Raw genomic sequence first — 16522 nt, 5'->3', positions numbered from 1 at the left:
CGGTTTATATGGCTTACTGGCCGGGTAACGGCTGTGGCAGCGGAACCGGCGCACCTCCCGGACCACCGGCACCCGGCGGCAGGAGCTGCTGCTGCATCTGCTGTTGCTGCTGCATCGCGCGGAATTCCGCCTCGAGCTGCGCCAGCGAGCGGAAATCGAGCAGTTCGATCTCGAACTCCAGATCCGAATTGGCCGGTATCGACGGTGTGCCCTGCGCGCCATAACCCAACTCAGCAGGGATCAGCACCCGGTAGCGACCGCCCTTCTCCATCGTCAGCATGCCCTCACGCAGGCCGGCGATAATCGGACCCGGACCGCCAGGAATCGGCGGATCATCCGGACCTGCAAGCGACAATGGTGTGCGGTCAGCACCGTCAAACACGGTACCATCGGTCAAGCGACCCTCATAATTGACCAGTGCAATATCGCCGCTGGACGGGCTTTCCCCCGCCTCACCGTCTTTCAGCGTGATTACCCGGACGCCATTTTCGGTGGTGGTGAAGGCATTGCGCACTTCAGCGGTGCCCGCCCAGGCCAGTCCGGCCCCTGCCAGCAGCACAATGATGACACCGAGCCACAATTTGGTAAGCGATCCCTTGGCAATCGGGTGAAGCGGAACACGGGTTACCGACATGGATTTTTCTTCCTGTGATCTGGTGATGATCGATACTGCGGCGCCTTTTCGGCCAGCCGCGCGGTGCAATCAAGCCCCAATATGCCTGCCGTGCAAGAAAAGAGGCACGAAAAAGGGCGGCAAAAGCCGCCCTTCATCTGCTGCCCGAATGGCAGCCTTTGGCCATCGCGCTTATTTGATGCCGTCGCGCTCCATGCGCTTGCGCTCCATCTTGCGGGCGCGACGAACGGCGGCGGCTTTCTCGCGCGCACGCTTTTCAGACGGCTTTTCATAATGGCGACGCAATTTCATCTCGCGATACACGCCTTCACGCTGCAGTTTCTTTTTCAGCGCCCGCAGCGCCTGATCGACATTGTTATCGCGAACAGTAATTTGCATAGGTCTCGTCAGCTCCAGTCAGAATATGTCTTGCCGGGCGACAGGGCCTCGGCGATGGCAATAAAGTTAATCCGATTATGTGCGATCTGCTGCATAATGCCAGAAAACCAACATTGCGTTAGCGAATCACAAATGCTCCGCGCCTGTCGGCACAGCTCATGAGCGGCGCGGCTTACAGCAATATAGGCATTTTTCAAGCATTTTCCACTGTAGCCGCTGCCAACGCGCTTGATTTCGGTGCTTTAACGGCACCTTGATCGGTGCGGACATGGTTGCCGCGCATGATTGCTTGTTCTAGACTTCGTTCTAACAATTTCCCAGTCTCAGCGAAAAATGGAGAGTTCGCCATGGCCACTGCCATCAAGACCGATAACCAGATGTCCACCGATGAGCGCGAGGCACGTAAGCTGCTCGCTTCCTGTTATCGCGTCTTCGCCATGCTCGGCTGGGACGAGATGATCTACAACCATATTACGCTCAAGGTGCCGGGTGAGGAAGATGCTTTTCTGATAAATCCGTATGGGCTGCACTTCTCCGAAGTATGCGCTTCCAATCTGGTCAAGATCAATTCCGACGGTGAGACGCTTGATGGTTCACTCTATCCGGTCAACAAGGCGGGTTTTGTGCAGCATAGCATGTTCCACCGCGAACTGCCCGATATGCACTGTATCATCCATACCCACACCACGGCGACCATGGCGGTATGCTCTGTCGAGGGTGGATTGCAGCCGACCAATTTCTATGCCTGCAATTTTGTCGGCCAGATAGGCTATCATGATTTTGAGGGCGTAACGGTACGCGAAGAGGAAGGTCCGAGGCTGGCGGCAGCATTGGGAGACAAGCGTGTGCTTATGTTGCGCAACCACGGCCCGGTGGTCATGGGCCGCACCCTGCCCGAGGCATTCATCACCTATTGGGCACTGCAGCGCGCCTGCGAAATCCAGCTTGCCACCGCTTCGATGGGCGCGCCGATTGTCGTCCCGCAGGAAGTGGTTGATGTGCACCAGCGAGATATCAGCCAGACACAGCTGCCCACCGGTCCTGGCGTACCTGATTTTGCCGCCATGGTGCGGCTGGTCGACAAGATCGACACCAGCTGGCGGGATTGATTGTACAACCCACACAAATTCGTCACCCTGAACTTGTTTCAGCATCTAAGGCATTTTGCGCCGTTCTGTTTGGCCTGAAACCCTGAAACAAGTTCAGGGTGACGATGTGCAGGATCAGGCTTATTAGCGGAGCCCGATGACCAAGCTTACCGTCAATGACCGCCCGGTCGAATATCGCATGGACCCGGAGACGCCGCTGCTCTGGGCCTTGCGCGATGCGTCGAACCTGACCGGCACCAAATATGGCTGCGGCAATGGCGATTGTGGTTCCTGCATTGTCGACATCGATGGCGCAGCAATCCGGTCATGTCTGGTCACGCTGGCCGAGGTCGAGGGGCGGTTCGTCACCACCATCGAGGCGCTGAGCCGCGACCGCAGTCATCCAGTGCAGCAGGCCATGGTCGCCGAACAGGCGATCCAGTGCGGTTTCTGCACCCCCGGCATCGTCATGGCGGCCTCGGTGCTGCTGCGCAAAAATGATCGCCCCTCGGACAGCGATATCGACGAGGCAATACAGAATATCTGCCGCTGCGGTGTCTATCCGCGGCTGCGCGAGGCGATCAAACGCGCCGCCCGTGTAGCCCGACGCGAGGAACGCATCTCCGCCGCGCCGCCGCCGGGCATATCGCCCGAAGACGCGGCGCGCGCAGTGCCGACGCTGGTGGTGCCGAGTGCTGAACCAGCGGCGCCGGAAGAATAGCCCGCCAAATAAGTCCACGAGCCGCCGATTCCGGCATTGCATGGCCCGCGCCAGCGCCATAGACAACATAGACTGATGACAGTCCAATGAGAGAGGGGTACCGGTGAAAGCGACCATCTGGCACAATCCGAAATGCGGCACATCGCGCAAGACACTCGCCATCCTGCAGGAGCAGGATGGGATCGACCTGACCGTCATCCAGTATCTCAAAGACCCGCCAAGCCGCGACAAGCTGGCCCAGCTCTACAAGGACGCCGATATGACCCCGCAACAGGGGCTGCGGGTGCGCGGATCGCCGGCCGAGGAGCTGGGACTCACGGCCGATGATGTGTCCGGCGATGCGATACTCGATGCCATGGCCAGCGAGCCGATACTGATCAACCGCCCGCTGGTGGAGACCGAAAAGGGCGTACGCCTGTGCAGGCCTCAGGAAGTGGTCCACGAAATCCTGTAATCATAAGGGACAACCGCATGTTCAGAGTTCTCAAGTGGCTGTTCGTTCTCATCGTCATCGCCGCAATCGGCATCGGTATATGGGCCTATGCACCCGACCGCGATGTTGCTGAATTGCGCGCCGAATATGGTGGCGAGCCATCGCAATTTATCGATCTGCCCAATGGTCAGACAGTACATGTGCGCGACACCGGGCCGCGTGATGCCCCGGTCCTGCTGCTGATGCACGGCTCGGGCGCGTCGCTGCACACATGGGAAGGCTGGGCCGAGGCGCTGGGCGACAGTTATCGTGTCATCCGCTATGACCATGCAGGCCATGGCCTGACCGGTCCGCATGTTGCCAATGACTATAGCGCCGCCGGCCAGTCCGACATGGTGCATATGCTGATGCAGAATCTCGGTATCGAAAGCTATATTGTCGCCGGAAATTCCATGGGTGGACGTATTGCCTGGCACCATGCGCTTGACCACCCCGAGGCGGTACGCGCGCTGATTCTGGTCGATCCCAGTGGCGCGCCGCAGCCTGCCGATGCCTCACTGCCCATCGGCTTCCGTCTGGCGCAGAACGATATGCTGAAGCCAATATTGGGGGTCATGACCCCGCGCAGCATTATCGCGGAAACGCTGAAAGGCTCGGTCGCGGAGCCGGAAGCGATTACCGATGAGCAGATTGACCGCTATTGGCATTTGCTGCGCTATCCCGGCAATCGTGAGGCGATGTTCAATCCCGGCACCGGCGATCCATCACGCAAGCACGATTCCGAGCAGATCGCCAGTATCAGCGTGCCGGTGCTGCTGCTCTGGGGCGCGCAGGACCAGCTGATCCCGGTGGAATCCGCAGAGTGGTTTGACAACATTCTGCCCGACAGCACCCTGGTGATCTATGGCGACCTCGGTCACATCCCGATGGAAGAAGACGCTAAGCGAACCGCCGGTGATGTGCGCGAATGGCTGACCGCCAGGGGTCTTGATATCATGCCACCGGCACGCACACCGGGCGGCATCATGAACGGGGCCACCGATACCGCCAAGGCGGCGCTGACCGGCAAAACCGGCGAGAATGACGGCAAAACCGCGATAGAAAATGACGCTGAAGGCCAATAGCGGGAAAAATCGTAAGATTTGTCTGCTAATAGCGGGAGTCTTGACGCAACAGAAAAGAGCAAGATGACGGTCATTGCCGTATATAATCTGAAAGGCGGGGTGGGAAAGACCAGCACCGCGGTCAACCTGGCATGGTGTTCGGCACAGATGAGTTCGCGCCGGACCCTGTTATGGGATCTTGATCCACAGGCCGCAGCCACCTTCCTTGTCGGCAAGGACAAGGAGCTGAAAGACGAGGCGCAGGCGGTGTTTTCCCGCCGCGTCACGGCGCAGAAATTGATCCGCAAATCGACAGTCAAGGGGGTGGATATTCTCGCCGCCGACAGTTCATTGCGCGGTCTCAACCATCTGCTGTTCGATATCGGCAAGAAGAAGCGGCTGAAAAAGCTGCTCGCTGCGCTCGGCAAGGATTACGACCGCATCATTCTCGACTGTCCACCGGGCCTGACCGAGACCAGTGAGCAGATATTGCGCGCCGCTGATCTGGTGATTGTTCCGGTCATCCCCTCGCCACTGTCGCAACGCGCCTTTCTCGAGGTGCAGGAATATCTCAACCGCCAATCGGGTCGCCATGCACCGATGCTGCCGGTGCATTCGATGGTTGACCGCCGCCGGGCACTGCACAAACAGGCGCTGGAGAATCATCCCGACTGGCCGGTCATCCCGATGGCCAGCGCCGTCGAACAGATGGCGAAGCGGCGCGCGCCGATAGGCACATTCGCACCATCGAGCCCGGCACAAAAAGCGTTCAGCAGACTCTGGACCGGGATTGAACGGAAAATTACCAAGCTTTGAGCCGCGCTCAGTAAGGCAGCGGCTGGCCCGCGCCAATCAGCACCAGCGCACACATCAGGCACAGCGCCATCCGCGCAGCATCGAGCGGCGTCTCGGGCAGCAGTGCCCGCATGGTTAGCGGCATGGTTTCGGCTTTTGCAGCAGTCATGGCGCAAAAATATCCGCTAAATCGCTAACAAAGCGTTAAACCGGCAGCACCATGCCCAGACTATGCGGCATAAATGTGGATAGGCCGCGCCTTGCATCTGGCGAACCGCCCGGCGATGCACTACATCGGGCGCGAAAGGGAGCCTGACCATGCACCCAGCTATGAAAATTGCCATTTCCTCCGACCATGCGGCCAATGCCATGCGAGCCGAATTGCGTATCTGGCTGAGCGAACAGGGACATGATGTCAACGATCTCGGCCCCGCCGGTGACAACAGTGTCGACTATCCCGATTATGGCTATAGGCTGGCCGAGGCGGTGGCCGCCGGGGACGCCGATTATGGTGTCGCGCTGTGCGGATCGGGCATTGGTATATCGATGGCGGTCAACCGCCACCCCGCCTGCCGCTGCGCTCTGGTCAGTGAGCCACTTTCGGCCAGCCTCGCACGCGAGCATAATGACGCCAATGTCATTGCCATGGGCGCACGGCTGATCGGCATCGAACAGGCCAAGGCCTGCCTTACCGCATTTCTCGACACCGATTTCGCCGGTGGCCGCCATCAGCGGCGCGTCGACAAATTAGGGTCTCAGCCCCAAGGAGCCACAGCATGACCAGCCAGCCCGATAATGACTTCCGCCCCGATGGATTTTTCGATTCTGCAATAGGCGACGCCGACCCCGATATCGCCACGGCCATCACCGCGGAGCTGACGCGCCAGCAGAAACAGATTGAACTGATTGCCTCGGAGAATATCGTCTCGCGCGCGGTGCTTGAGGCCCAGGGTTCGGTGTTCACCAACAAATATGCCGAAGGCTATCCCGGTCGCCGCTATTATCAGGGCTGCGCGCCGTCGGACAGCGTCGAGCAGCTCGCCATCGACCGGGCAAAGCAACTTTTCGGTTGCGCCTATGCCAATGTCCAGCCGCATTCGGGCGCACAGGCCAATGGCGCGGTGCTGCTGGCGCTGATCAAGCCAGGCGATACCATTTTGGGCATGTCGCTGGATGCCGGCGGGCACCTGACGCACGGCGCCAGGCCGGCACAATCGGGCAAATGGTTCAACGCAGTGCAATATGGGGTTTGTGAAGACACGCATCTGATCGACTATGACGAAGTTGAGCGCCTGGCTCTGGAGCATAAGCCGCAACTCATTATCGCCGGCGGCTCGGCCTATCCGCGCCAGATCGATTTTGCCCGTTTCCGTGAAATCGCCGACAAGGTCGGCGCGTATTTCCAGGTCGATATGGCACATTTTGCCGGGCTGGTCGCCAGCGGCCACCATCCCTCTCCGCTGCCGCATGCGCATGTCGTCACCACCACCACGCACAAGACATTGCGCGGCCCGCGTGGCGGCCTGATCCTCACCAATGACGAGGCTTTGGGCAAGAAGTTCAACAGCGCGGTGTTCCCGGGCCTGCAGGGTGGCCCGCTGATGCATGTCATCGCCGCCAAGGCAGTGGCTTTTGGCGAGGCGTTGCGTCCCGAGTTCAAAACCTATTCCGCTGCGGTTATCGAAAACGCCAAGGTCATGGCGGCGCGGCTGGAAGAGCGCGGCGCGGCTTTGGTCGCGGGTGGCACCGACACCCATGTCGCCCTGATCGATCTGAGGCCGCTCGGCGTCACCGGCAGGGATGCCGATGAAGCGCTCGAGCGTGCGGGCATTACCTGCAACAAGAACGGCATCCCCTTCGACCCGCTGCCACCGCTCAAGACCAGCGGCATCCGCATCGGTTCCCCGGCAGGAACCACACGCGGCTTCGGGCCGGCCGAGTTCCGCGCCATTGCCGATATGATCGCCGATGTCCTCGACGGCCTGCGGCTCAAGGGCGAAGCGGGCGATCCGGCGGTGGAAGCCGCGGTGCGCAGCCGCGTCGAAGCGCTGTGCGATCGCTTTCCGATTTATTCATAGCTGCTGATATAGGCTATATACGCTTCGACGGACGGAGTTGACTTTTCAGCGTATTATCACGATAATACACACTGAAGGAGCGTATAATAATGGCACAGACCTGCAACAACTGCAGTGCGGAACTTGAAGACGGAATGAAATTCTGTCCGCATTGCGGTGCCAAGACACCGGAACAGATCCACGCCGAGAGCGTGGTTGAGCAGACCAAGCATTATGTCGGTGAAGCTGCGGAAGAGCTATGGGGCGCGACCAAAGACGCCGCCAAGGAAACCTATAAGCATGGCAAGCATGTCGCCGATATGGATTCGGCGAAAAAGCTGGCAGGTGGTGCCGCTCTGGGTGCGGCTGCCGGGCTGATCGCACCGGTGGGTGTCGCCGCAGGTGCTGCTATTGGCGCAGGCATTGTTGCCTATCGCCATATCAGCAAGAAGCAGGAAGAAGAGGAAGAGAAGAAGAAATCGAAATAGCGCATCGGCGGCGGGCAGATGCCGGGCGCAGACAGTTTTCCGGGCAGGGGACAGGAACGGGACAGTCACATGGATTTTGAACAATGCAATGCTTGCGGGGCAACGGTCGAGGCCGGCCAGAAATATTGCCCGGAATGCGGCGCACCGCTGAGCGCAGCAGCCGATGACGGCTTTTTCGAACAGAGCAAACATTATTTCTCCGAGGCCGCCGAGGAGTTGCTCGGTGCAGGCAAGGATGCGGTCCAGGCGGTGAAGAGCCCGAACGGCAAGAAGATCGCCAGCGGTGCCGCAATCGGTGGACTGGCCGCCCTTGCCCTGCCGGTCGTGGGTGTTGCCACCGGAGCCCTTGCAGGCGCAGGCATAGTCGCCTATCGGCAGTCGCAGAAAAAATCATCCGGTGACGCTGCACCCTCATCCGTTGCCAAAAAGCCGGTCGAGGAAAAGCCCAAGGCCAGACCCAGGACCCGCAAGACATCATCGGGGCGCAGCACCAAGAAGAAGTAACATGCCCTTATGCGCTGTCCCTTTTGTGCCCATGAAAACAGCCAGGTAAAGGACAGCCGACCGACCGAGGACGGCGCCGCAATCCGCCGCCGCCGCCAGTGCGAGAATTGCGGCGCGCGCTTTACCACATTTGAGCGCATCCAGTTGCGCGAGATCATGATCGTAAAAAGCGCCGATCGGCGCGAGCCGTTTGACCGCACCAAGCTGGAAAATTCGATCACACTGGCCTGTCGCAAGCGCGATGTCGGCCCGGAGCGGATTGACCTGCTGGTCTCGAGCATACAACGCCAGCTGGAAACCAGTGGTGAATCCGAAATTCCGTCGCAGAAAATCGGCGAGATGGTGATGGACGGGCTGCGCCAGCTCGACAGCGTCGCCTATATCCGCTTCGCCAGCGTCTATCGCGATTTCAACGAGGCAAAGGATTTCGAGGAATTTGCCGCCAATGTGAAAGATGTCGGTCAGGCATGACCGCCACTTCACCGTATAAACCCATCATGGTGCTGGTACGCCCGCAACTGGGCGAGAATATCGGCAAGGCTGCGCGTGCCATGCTCAATTTCGGTCTCACCGAAATGCGGCTAGTGGCCCCGCGCGACGGCTGGCCCAATCCCGATGCCGGTCCGGCAGCGTCAGGCGCCGACCAGATCCTCGCCGAGGCCACGGTATATGACAGCGTTGCGGACGCGGTTGCCGATTGCGCCCATGTGTTTGCCACCACGGTGCGCAAGCGCGGTGTGACCAAACCGGTGCTCGATGCCGAGCAGGCCGCTGCCGCCATGGCCGCTGAGCCGGGGCGCAGCGCGGTGTTGTTCGGACCCGAACGGTCCGGCCTGGAGACTGACGATGTGGCGCTGTCGCGTTCGATTATCACCATCCCGATCAATCCGGAATTCGGTTCACTCAACCTCGCCCAGGCAGTAATATTGGTGGCCTATGCCTGGTCGCGCACCGGTACGGGCATGCCGTCACTGGCCCAGCCGACACGCGGCGAGGATGAAGCGGAATCGATGACGCCCGCACCGCAAGGTGAGCTGGACGGGATGATCGGCCAGCTGTTCGCCATGCTCGACAAGCGTGGCTATTTCTTCCCCGAGGACCGCATTGTCGCGACCCAGCGGACATTGCGGACGCTGATGACACAACCGGGATGGAATAGTGGTCAGGTCAAGACCATGCGCGGCGTTTTGCGTTATCTTGATCGCCCTGAAAAGGATTAACTCCTCCCCGTCAGCAGGGCGGGTTAGGGTCAGGAGCTAACGCCGCAAGCTGTCCCACTTTTCGAATTCATAGGCGATCGAGGCCTCGACCAGCCGCTCCCAGAAATCCTCGACCAGCGCCACCGGCAGGCCATTTTGCAGTGCTCGCGCCTTGGCATTGCCGATGACCTCGGCCTTGCGCGCTTCATCACGGACACTTTCGCGGTCGCTCTTGATGCGTGCCGCTGCCGCCATATAGCCAAAGCGCCGGGTCAGCAGGTCAACCAGCTCGGCATCGAGCGTATCGACACCGGCGCGCACTTCGGCCATGCTCTCACACTGTTCGGGGTTGCGGATTTCGCGGGTCATATCGGGTCCGGGTCGCTGCTGATATCTTGCTCGCGACTGGCTAACGGCAATCACCCGGCATGACCAGCCCATAATTGCAATTCGCACACGCCATCATTGACATTCGCCCGCATGTCCGCCATAGGCCGCGCTTCGCAATTGGCTCCGTACCCCGGTGAAGCGGCAGCCGCGCCGGAAATCGACCGATACAACGGTCCTCCGGCGGTGCGTTCCGGGACATTATGAAACAGCAAATTGGAGCATGATCCATGTCAAAGCGTACGTCCGCTAAATATAAACTCGATCGCCGCATGGGCGAGAATATCTGGGGCCGCCCGAAATCGCCGGTCAACCGCCGCGAATATGGCCCCGGCCAGCATGGCCAGCGCCGCAAGAGCAAGCTCTCCGACTTCGGTATCCAGCTGCGCGCCAAGCAGAAGCTGAAAGGCTATTATGGCGACGTTACCGAAAAGCAGTTCAAGCGCGCCTATGCCGAAGCGGCAAAGATGAAGGGCGATACCTCACAGAACCTGATCGGCATTCTCGAACAGCGTCTCGACATGATTGTCTATCGCGCCAAATTCGCGCCGACGATTTTTGCCGCGCGTCAGATCGTCAACCACGGCCATATCCTGGTCAATGGCGAAAAGTGCAATATCCCGTCGCGCCGCATCAAGGTGGGTGAGATTGTCGGCCTGAGCAAAAAGGCGCAGGAAATGGCCCTCGTCATCGAAGCCCAGGGTCTCGCCGAACGTGACATTCCCGACTATGTTGTTCCCGACGGCACCGACAAGGTAACCTTCAGCCGTATCCCGACGCTGGACGAAGTGCCCTATCCGGTGAAGATGGAACCCAATCTGGTCGTCGAATTCTATTCGCGCTGATTCTTCCATCAGACGATAGAAAGGGCGGCCCCAAAGGCCGCCCTTTTTGTATCTGCATATTGCTTATCGTTCTCTAGACCTGATGAAAGAACAGCGCCTGTGAGATCGCGGCGCGGACCGTGTCGCGCTGGAAAGGTTTGGTGATCAGGAAGGCCGGTTCCAGCTTTTCGCCGGTGAGCAGCCGTTCGGGGAAAGCGGTGATGAACACCACCGGCACATTGGCAAAGCCCAATATGTCGGCCACCGCGTCAATGCCCGAGCTGTTATCCGCAAGCTGGATATCCGCAAGGATCAGGCCCGGCTTGTCCTTTTCTGCCAGCGCCACCGCTTCATCACGGGTGACCGCGATGCCGGTCACATCATGGCCCATATCCTCGACAATGGTTTCGATATCCATGGCGATAATCGGCTCATCCTCAATGATCAGCACCCGGGTACGGATCTGCTTGTCGATCTCGCCCATCGCATCCTTGACCAGACCGTCGATATCGGGCTCGTCACGCTGCATCAGCAGCGCCGCATCGGCACTGGAAAAGCCTTCCATGGCCGTCAACAGCAGCGCCTGCCGCGCTTCGGAAGGAATCGCCACCAGCCGCTTCTGTGCCACTGCCTCGCGCAGGTCCGAACTCGGTTCCTTGTGATGGTCTTCGCCATCGCCGCCAGATGAGGACCATATCGCCTGGAATGTCCGATACAGACCGAGCCGGGTGTCGATATCCCGGGGAAACTGGTCAGGAGCGGAAACAATCGCTTCCAGCGTCGCCTTGACATAGGCATCGCCGCGCTGCTGTTCGCCGGTCAGGGCGCGGGCATAGCGGCGGAGAAAGGGCAGATGCGGTGCAAGCTCTTGGCCTAGTGACATAAACTTCATAACTCCTATTGGCCGCGCATGTTCCCAAAGCGGGCAATATGGCACGACCATCCCTGAATGGTGTTCCTTGGCATTTTTTGCAAGTCCGCTGTTCCGGCAGCGAAATGCAACGGATGTTGCAGCTTTGCGGAACCTTATTCATCGCAACGGGTTCTTGGATTAAGTTCCATTGGCTGCCGATAGTGATAACGATTATCAACTCCTGCAGGGACAGGCAGACTGAAAAGCGGAATGACGTGAACACAGGCAGTGGTTGAGTTGCCGATGATGCCGATTATATATCGGGCTTGAGAAGACAGAGCAGTTTGCATGACGCGCGAAAACAAAAAGCCAGAAAGCGGAAGCGCCGATGTCAGCGCGCGCTCCGACGCGCGTGCAGAATCGCGACCGGATCACAGCATCACCATGGGCAGCATGGGCTGTGAGGCAGAATATTCGTCAGATAATGACGAATTGATCGGCGAGGCTTTGAAATCGGTATATCGACAGACCATCGACGAAGCACTGCCGAGCGAGTTTCAGGACCTGCTGGACAAGCTGGCCTGACATTGTCACCCGCCTTGGCCCAGCACGATTGCCACTGCCATGACTGACACACCCGAATCCGGCTGGCACCCCGGCGAGGAATTCCCCCGGCGCTCGACCAGCCTCAAGCTGTTTGCAATCCTGCTGGTGGCGCTGGCACCGCTGGCGCTGATCGCCTATCTGGCATCGGAACAGATTGAGAGCAGCGAGGAAGCCGCGCGCAACGACGCGGCGGCCAATGCCCTCAATCTTGGTGCGTTGCGGTTGAACAGCGCCATAGCTTCACAACGCGCCATATTGCTGCGCGCCGCCAATGCGATTGCACTGGGCGGTGACGAGGGAGCGCTATGCGCCGATCTGCAGCAGGAGTTGCCTGCGGCAATGACGGGCCAGGTGCTGGCCTATGCCAGCCGCAGCGGCGAGTCGGTTTGCGGCCTGCAGGGGCCCGAAGGGATTATCGGCAATGCCATGCGTGCCGGTTCGGCAGGCAATGATACACTGATCGCACCGGCGCATGACGGGCTGATCATATTTTCGCAGGGTCGCGTACCCCTGACGCGCGTCGCCGCCTTTTACAGCATCGAAACGCTGATGGAGATTGCCGACCCGGAAGGTACCATGCCGCTGGCGCGACTGACACTGCACGATGGTGATTATGTGCTGACCCTGAGCGAGCTGACCGGTCGCAATGAGCGCCATTTGGGCAACAGCATCACCGCGCAGCAAAAAGTCGCCGGCCTCGACCTGACCCTGAGGCTGCCGGCAGAGCGGAAAAGCTCGTCGCAATATCTTATCCGGATCATCCCGATCATGATGATCCTTGCCGCAGCGATTATCGGCTGGCTGGTCGTCAATGGCATGCTGATGCACCCGATCCAGCAGCTGCAGAACAAGATGCGCAGCTATAAACCCGGCAACAATGTGCAGCCAATGCACCAGGACAGCATGGTCGCGCATGAGATCATCGAACTGGACGGTGTATTCAACCGGCTTGCCGCTCTGGTCCAGGCAGACAAGGAAGCGCTGGCGCACGGCCTGAGCGAACAGGTGAAGCTGACCCGCGAAGTGCATCACCGGGTCAAGAACAACCTGCAGATCATCACCAGCCTGCTCAACCTGCATGCGCGCGGCGCCGAGAATGAGGAGATTGCCCGGGTTTATGCCTCGATCCAGCGCCGGGTCAACGCGCTGGCGGTGGTGCATCGCCACCATTTTGCCGACACTGAAGCAAGACGCGGTATCTCGCTGCGCGAGTTGATCTGCGAGGTCGTGTCCAGCTTTCGCGCGCGCGCACCGGACAGCGACCTTAACAGCCGCACCACGATTCACGTCAGGCAGATGCTGGTCGACCAGGATGTCGCCATGCCGGTAACCTTCCTGCTCACCGAAATTCTCGAGCTGATCCAGAATAGCGGCGCGCCGGGGCCGATCACCATCAGCGTCACCCCGGATGACCGCGCCGGCTTTGCCCGGCTGGCGATCACATCACCCGCGCTCGGCGACAATGCGGGGATGGACGCGATACTCGATGGCGGGGTCGCCAAGATCCTTCAGGGCCTGTCGCGCCAGCTCCGCAGCACGCTCGATCAGGACCGGGAGGATGGCCGGTTCAGTCTCGCCATCCGCCTGTTCGATACGCCGGCGAGCGAACGCCATAGCGATATCTCCGCATCGGTCGCCGCAGCGATGGAGCAACAGCGCGAAAAGCGCGAGGACGACGCTCATTCACCCGAACGGTAGCGCTCCAGAAAAGCTGTCTGAAAGGCGTCGAAGCGGCCTTCACTGATAGCGTCACGTATCCGCTGCATCATCGACTGGTAGAAATGGACATTGTGCTGTGTCATCAGCATCGCCCCTAATATCTCCTTCGACCGGATCAGATGATGCAGATAGGCGCGGCTGTAATTCTGACAGACCGGGCAATCGCAATTCTCATCCAGCGGCGCCTGGTCCTCGGCGTAGCGGGCATTGCGGATATTGATCGGGCCGGTACTGGTAAAGGCTTGGCCGTTGCGGCCCGACCGCGTCGGCAGCACACAATCAAACATGTCGACGCCGCGCGCGACCGCACCGATAATATCGTCGGGCTTGCCAACACCCATGAGATAGCGCGGCCGGTCATCGGGCAGCTGCTCCGGTGCGTAATCGAGCACGTCGAACATCGCCTCCTGCCCCTCGCCCACAGCAAGGCCGCCAATGGCATAGCCGTCAAAGCCGATCGCCATCAGCTCTTCCGCCGATTGCCGTCGCAGATCCTCGTACAATGCGCCCTGCTGGATACCGAATAATGCTGCGCCTTCGGCATGGTCGCGGCCTGAATCAAAACCGTCACGCGAACGCTTCGCCCAGCGCATCGACATCGCCATCGAACGCGCCGCCTCCTCATGGTCGGCGCCATTGGCGGTGCATTCATCAAACGCCATGACAATATCGGACCCGAGCAGCCGCTGGATTTCCATCGAGCGCTCGGGGCTGAGCATATGGCGCGAACCGTCGAGATGGCTTTTGAACGACACCCCCTCTTCGGTGACCTTTGTCAGATCGGACAGGCTCATAACCTGATAGCCACCGCTATCGGTGAGTATCGGCCGGTCCCACTGCATGAAGCGATGCAGCCCGCCCAGTCGCGCCATCCGCTCCGCGCCGGGGCGCAGCATCAGATGATAGGTATTGCCGAGGATGATATCGGCACCGGTGGCGCGGACATCGCTGGTGGTCATCGCCTTGACCGTGGCAGCGGTGCCTACCGGCATAAAGGCCGGGGTTCGAATATCGCCGCGCCGCATGGCAAGGGTGCCACGACGCGCCTTGCCGTCACGGACATGGATGGTGAAAGAAAATCGTGGTTGCATGATGCGCGCCACCTAGAGTGCCCATGGCCCGCGGTCAATCTCACCGCTCGGCAGGGGAAAATATCGACTGCGTAACGATAATTGACCTAAACCTGCAATTCTGCGAATTTGTGCTTTGCACGCTGGCTATTATGCGAGTCTGCATATGAGATGGTGACCAACACCGTGGGAGACGAGAATGACCAAGACCACCCGTATGGGATCAATCGCAGCTTCAATGGTCGCAGCTGCATCACTGGCTGCCTGCTCGGGCGGCGCTTCAGGCGGCGGCGAAGAAGCGGCTTCCGGTGAAGCGGAAACCACCGAAGTGGCCAAGGCCGAAAAAGAGAAATGCTATGGCATTTCGCTCGCTGGCAAGAATGACTGCGCTGCAGGCCCGGGTACATCGTGCGCCGGCACCTCGACCGTCGATTATCAGGGCAATGCCTGGAAATATACGGATGCCGGCACCTGCGCCGATCAGGGCGGCACGCTGGAACCTCAGGACAATGACGATCCGGGCGTTCCTGCCTGATCGCAAAAACCTCTGATTACTGAAAAGGCGGCCCATCGGGTCGCCTTTTTGTTGCCGTCACCGGTTCAGTTGGCTGAGGGATTGACCCAGAGCAGCGAGGAATCGCCATAGCTGTAAAAGCGGTATTTCTGCGCCATGGCATGGGCATAGGCCGCCTTCATCGTTTCCAGCCCGGCAACAGCGCTGACCAGCATGAACAGCGTCGAGCGCGGCAGGTGGAAATTGGTCATCAGCGCATCGATCATGCGGAAGCGATAACCCGGGGTGATGAAGATATCGGTATCGCCGCTCCAGGCCGGGATATGGCCATCTTCGTCCGCGGCGCTCTCCAATACCCTGAGGCTGGTGGTGCCCACGGCGATGATCCGCCGACCCGCGGCCTTGGCCTGTGACAGACGCGCGGCGACATCGGCGCTGATCTCACCCCATTCGCTGTGCATCTGGTGGTCATCGGTATCATCCGCCTTGACCGGCAGGAACGTCCCGGCACCGACATGCAGTGTCAGCGTCTCGGTCTGGATACCATGCGCCGCAAGCGCCTCCATCAGCCCGGGTGTGAAATGCAGCGATGCGGTCGGCGCCGCCACCGCGCCTTCACGCTCGGCGAAGATCGTCTGATAATCCTGCTTGTCCTGCTCGTCGATGGCGCGCTTGCTGGCGATATAGGGCGGCAGCGGCATCGACCCGGCGCGATCAAGCAATAGCGGCACCGGCTCGTCACCCTCGAAATACAAGGTGAAGCTGCCATCTTCATGCCGCGCCTCCGCCAGCGCTGATACATCTGGACCGAAATCCACATGCTCACCGACACGTAGCCTCTTGGCATTGCGGACAAAGGCCAGCCAGCGGCGGTCATCGATCTGCTTGTGCAGCGTCGCACCGATCCTGGCATCGCCGCGTCGGCCCTCGAGCTGGGCCTGGATCACCTTGGTATCGTTGAACACCAGCACATCGCCACGACGCAGCTGTTGCGGCAATTGCCCGACGCTGCTGTCCTGCAACGCCCCGTCCGGCGGCACAACCAGCAGGTTTGCTGCTTCGCGCGGCTCGGCCGGGCGCAGCGCGATCAGCTCTTCTGGCAGATCGAAATCGAACAGGTCGACACGCACGGCTTCCCCCCATCATCCG

The 16522-nt window shown here is 60.0% G+C and carries 22 protein-coding genes; 15 read left to right on the top strand and 7 right to left on the bottom strand.

Translation table 11 applies throughout. From position 1 onward, the window contains the following. Window positions 1-13: 13 nt before the first annotated feature. Together AAFX04_01985 and rpsU are read right to left on the bottom strand one after the other, a co-directional pair. Window positions 14-634, bottom strand: coding sequence for an FKBP-type peptidyl-prolyl cis-trans isomerase (locus AAFX04_01985; protein MEO1044190.1), 621 nt, complete (start codon window positions 632-634; stop codon window positions 14-16). A gap of 171 nt (window positions 635-805) precedes the next feature. After that, window positions 806-1012, bottom strand: a complete 207-nt coding sequence (gene rpsU / locus AAFX04_01980) for a 30S ribosomal protein S21 (protein ID MEO1044189.1) — start codon at window positions 1010-1012, stop codon at window positions 806-808. A 347-nt stretch (window positions 1013-1359) separates the two neighbouring features. On the opposite strand from rpsU, the gene AAFX04_01975 reads away from it, so the two are divergent. The 5 genes from AAFX04_01975 to AAFX04_01955 all read left to right on the top strand — a co-directional run bounded on the left by AAFX04_01975 (window position 1360) and on the right by AAFX04_01955 (window position 5173). Beyond that, window positions 1360-2121: a class II aldolase/adducin family protein gene (locus tag AAFX04_01975; GenBank protein ID MEO1044188.1), complete on the top strand. Its 762-nt coding sequence runs from the start codon at window positions 1360-1362 to the stop codon at window positions 2119-2121. A 136-nt stretch (window positions 2122-2257) separates the two neighbouring features. Next, a complete protein-coding gene (locus tag AAFX04_01970) occupies window positions 2258-2821 on the top strand; it encodes a (2Fe-2S)-binding protein (protein MEO1044187.1) in 564 nt (187 codons plus the stop codon). A 103-nt stretch (window positions 2822-2924) separates the two neighbouring features. After that, on the top strand, window positions 2925-3275 hold the full coding sequence (gene arsC / locus AAFX04_01965; GenBank protein ID MEO1044186.1) for an arsenate reductase (glutaredoxin): 351 nt from the start codon (window positions 2925-2927) through the stop codon (window positions 3273-3275). Window positions 3276-3292: 17 nt separating this feature from the next. Then, on the top strand, window positions 3293-4378 hold the full coding sequence (locus AAFX04_01960) for an alpha/beta hydrolase (protein ID MEO1044185.1): 1086 nt from the start codon (window positions 3293-3295) through the stop codon (window positions 4376-4378). A 63-nt stretch (window positions 4379-4441) separates the two neighbouring features. Beyond that, window positions 4442-5173, top strand: coding sequence for a ParA family protein (locus AAFX04_01955; GenBank protein MEO1044184.1), 732 nt, complete (start codon window positions 4442-4444; stop codon window positions 5171-5173). A 7-nt stretch (window positions 5174-5180) separates the two neighbouring features. Here AAFX04_01955 and AAFX04_01950 read toward each other — a convergent pair whose 3' ends face one another. Continuing rightward, window positions 5181-5321, bottom strand: a complete 141-nt coding sequence (locus tag AAFX04_01950; GenBank protein MEO1044183.1) for a hypothetical protein — start codon at window positions 5319-5321, stop codon at window positions 5181-5183. A 161-nt stretch (window positions 5322-5482) separates the two neighbouring features. Between AAFX04_01950 and rpiB the strand changes: the two genes are divergently transcribed. From rpiB to AAFX04_01920, 6 genes are all read left to right on the top strand, one after another. Continuing rightward, a complete protein-coding gene (gene rpiB / locus AAFX04_01945) occupies window positions 5483-5932 on the top strand; it encodes a ribose 5-phosphate isomerase B (GenBank protein ID MEO1044182.1) in 450 nt (149 codons plus the stop codon). Beyond that, window positions 5929-7230 carry a serine hydroxymethyltransferase gene (gene glyA / locus AAFX04_01940; GenBank protein ID MEO1044181.1) on the top strand — a complete coding sequence of 434 codons (1302 nt, stop codon included), beginning with the start codon at window positions 5929-5931 and terminating at the stop codon, window positions 7228-7230. The genes rpiB and glyA overlap by 4 nt, the downstream gene beginning before the upstream one ends. Window positions 7231-7319: 89 nt before the next feature. Beyond that, the gene (locus tag AAFX04_01935) at window positions 7320-7697 is read left to right on the top strand and encodes a zinc ribbon domain-containing protein (protein ID MEO1044180.1); all 378 of its coding nucleotides are present in this window, start codon (window positions 7320-7322) and stop codon (window positions 7695-7697) included. 69 nt (window positions 7698-7766) lie between these two features. Then, window positions 7767-8201, top strand: coding sequence for a zinc ribbon domain-containing protein (locus AAFX04_01930; GenBank protein ID MEO1044179.1), 435 nt, complete (start codon window positions 7767-7769; stop codon window positions 8199-8201). Between the two features lie 9 nt (window positions 8202-8210). Then, a complete protein-coding gene (gene nrdR, locus AAFX04_01925; GenBank protein MEO1044178.1) occupies window positions 8211-8672 on the top strand; it encodes a transcriptional regulator NrdR in 462 nt (153 codons plus the stop codon). After that, window positions 8669-9421, top strand: a complete 753-nt coding sequence (locus AAFX04_01920) for an RNA methyltransferase (GenBank protein ID MEO1044177.1) — start codon at window positions 8669-8671, stop codon at window positions 9419-9421. Before nrdR ends, AAFX04_01920 begins: the two co-directional genes overlap by 4 nt. 36 nt (window positions 9422-9457) lie before the next feature. On the opposite strand, the gene AAFX04_01915 is transcribed toward AAFX04_01920, so the two are convergent. Then, on the bottom strand, window positions 9458-9769 hold the full coding sequence (locus AAFX04_01915; GenBank protein ID MEO1044176.1) for a chorismate mutase: 312 nt from the start codon (window positions 9767-9769) through the stop codon (window positions 9458-9460). A gap of 248 nt (window positions 9770-10017) precedes the next feature. Between AAFX04_01915 and rpsD the strand changes: the two genes are divergently transcribed. Further along, the gene (gene rpsD / locus AAFX04_01910; GenBank protein MEO1044175.1) at window positions 10018-10632 is read left to right on the top strand and encodes a 30S ribosomal protein S4; all 615 of its coding nucleotides are present in this window, start codon (window positions 10018-10020) and stop codon (window positions 10630-10632) included. Between the two features lie 73 nt (window positions 10633-10705). On the opposite strand, the gene AAFX04_01905 is transcribed toward rpsD, so the two are convergent. Next, on the bottom strand, window positions 10706-11494 hold the full coding sequence (locus AAFX04_01905) for a response regulator (GenBank protein ID MEO1044174.1): 789 nt from the start codon (window positions 11492-11494) through the stop codon (window positions 10706-10708). Window positions 11495-11812: 318 nt separating this feature from the next. Here AAFX04_01905 and AAFX04_01900 point away from each other — a divergent pair, with 318 nt between their 5' ends. Continuing rightward, a complete protein-coding gene (locus AAFX04_01900; GenBank protein ID MEO1044173.1) occupies window positions 11813-12049 on the top strand; it encodes a NepR family anti-sigma factor in 237 nt (78 codons plus the stop codon). Window positions 12050-12088: 39 nt separating this feature from the next. After that, window positions 12089-13768, top strand: a complete 1680-nt coding sequence (locus AAFX04_01895; GenBank protein MEO1044172.1) for a sensor histidine kinase — start codon at window positions 12089-12091, stop codon at window positions 13766-13768. On the opposite strand, the gene tgt is transcribed toward AAFX04_01895, so the two are convergent. Then, window positions 13750-14883 carry a tRNA guanosine(34) transglycosylase Tgt gene (tgt, locus tag AAFX04_01890; protein MEO1044171.1) on the bottom strand — a complete coding sequence of 378 codons (1134 nt, stop codon included), beginning with the start codon at window positions 14881-14883 and terminating at the stop codon, window positions 13750-13752. The genes AAFX04_01895 and tgt overlap by 19 nt on opposite strands. A gap of 193 nt (window positions 14884-15076) precedes the next feature. Here tgt and AAFX04_01885 point away from each other — a divergent pair, with 193 nt between their 5' ends. Then, on the top strand, window positions 15077-15394 hold the full coding sequence (locus tag AAFX04_01885; protein ID MEO1044170.1) for a DUF2282 domain-containing protein: 318 nt from the start codon (window positions 15077-15079) through the stop codon (window positions 15392-15394). Window positions 15395-15459: 65 nt separating this feature from the next. Here the strand turns inward: AAFX04_01885 and queA are convergent, their stop codons facing one another. After that, window positions 15460-16503, bottom strand: coding sequence for a tRNA preQ1(34) S-adenosylmethionine ribosyltransferase-isomerase QueA (queA, locus tag AAFX04_01880; protein MEO1044169.1), 1044 nt, complete (start codon window positions 16501-16503; stop codon window positions 15460-15462). Window positions 16504-16522 lie beyond the last annotated feature (19 nt).

This window comes from Pseudomonadota bacterium, assembly GCA_039818985.1.
In the GTDB taxonomy this organism is placed as follows: domain Bacteria; phylum Pseudomonadota; class Alphaproteobacteria; order Sphingomonadales; family Sphingomonadaceae; genus Alterisphingorhabdus.
Note: the sequence above shows the minus strand (reverse complement) of the source record. Positions and strands in the feature narration are given on the sequence as shown.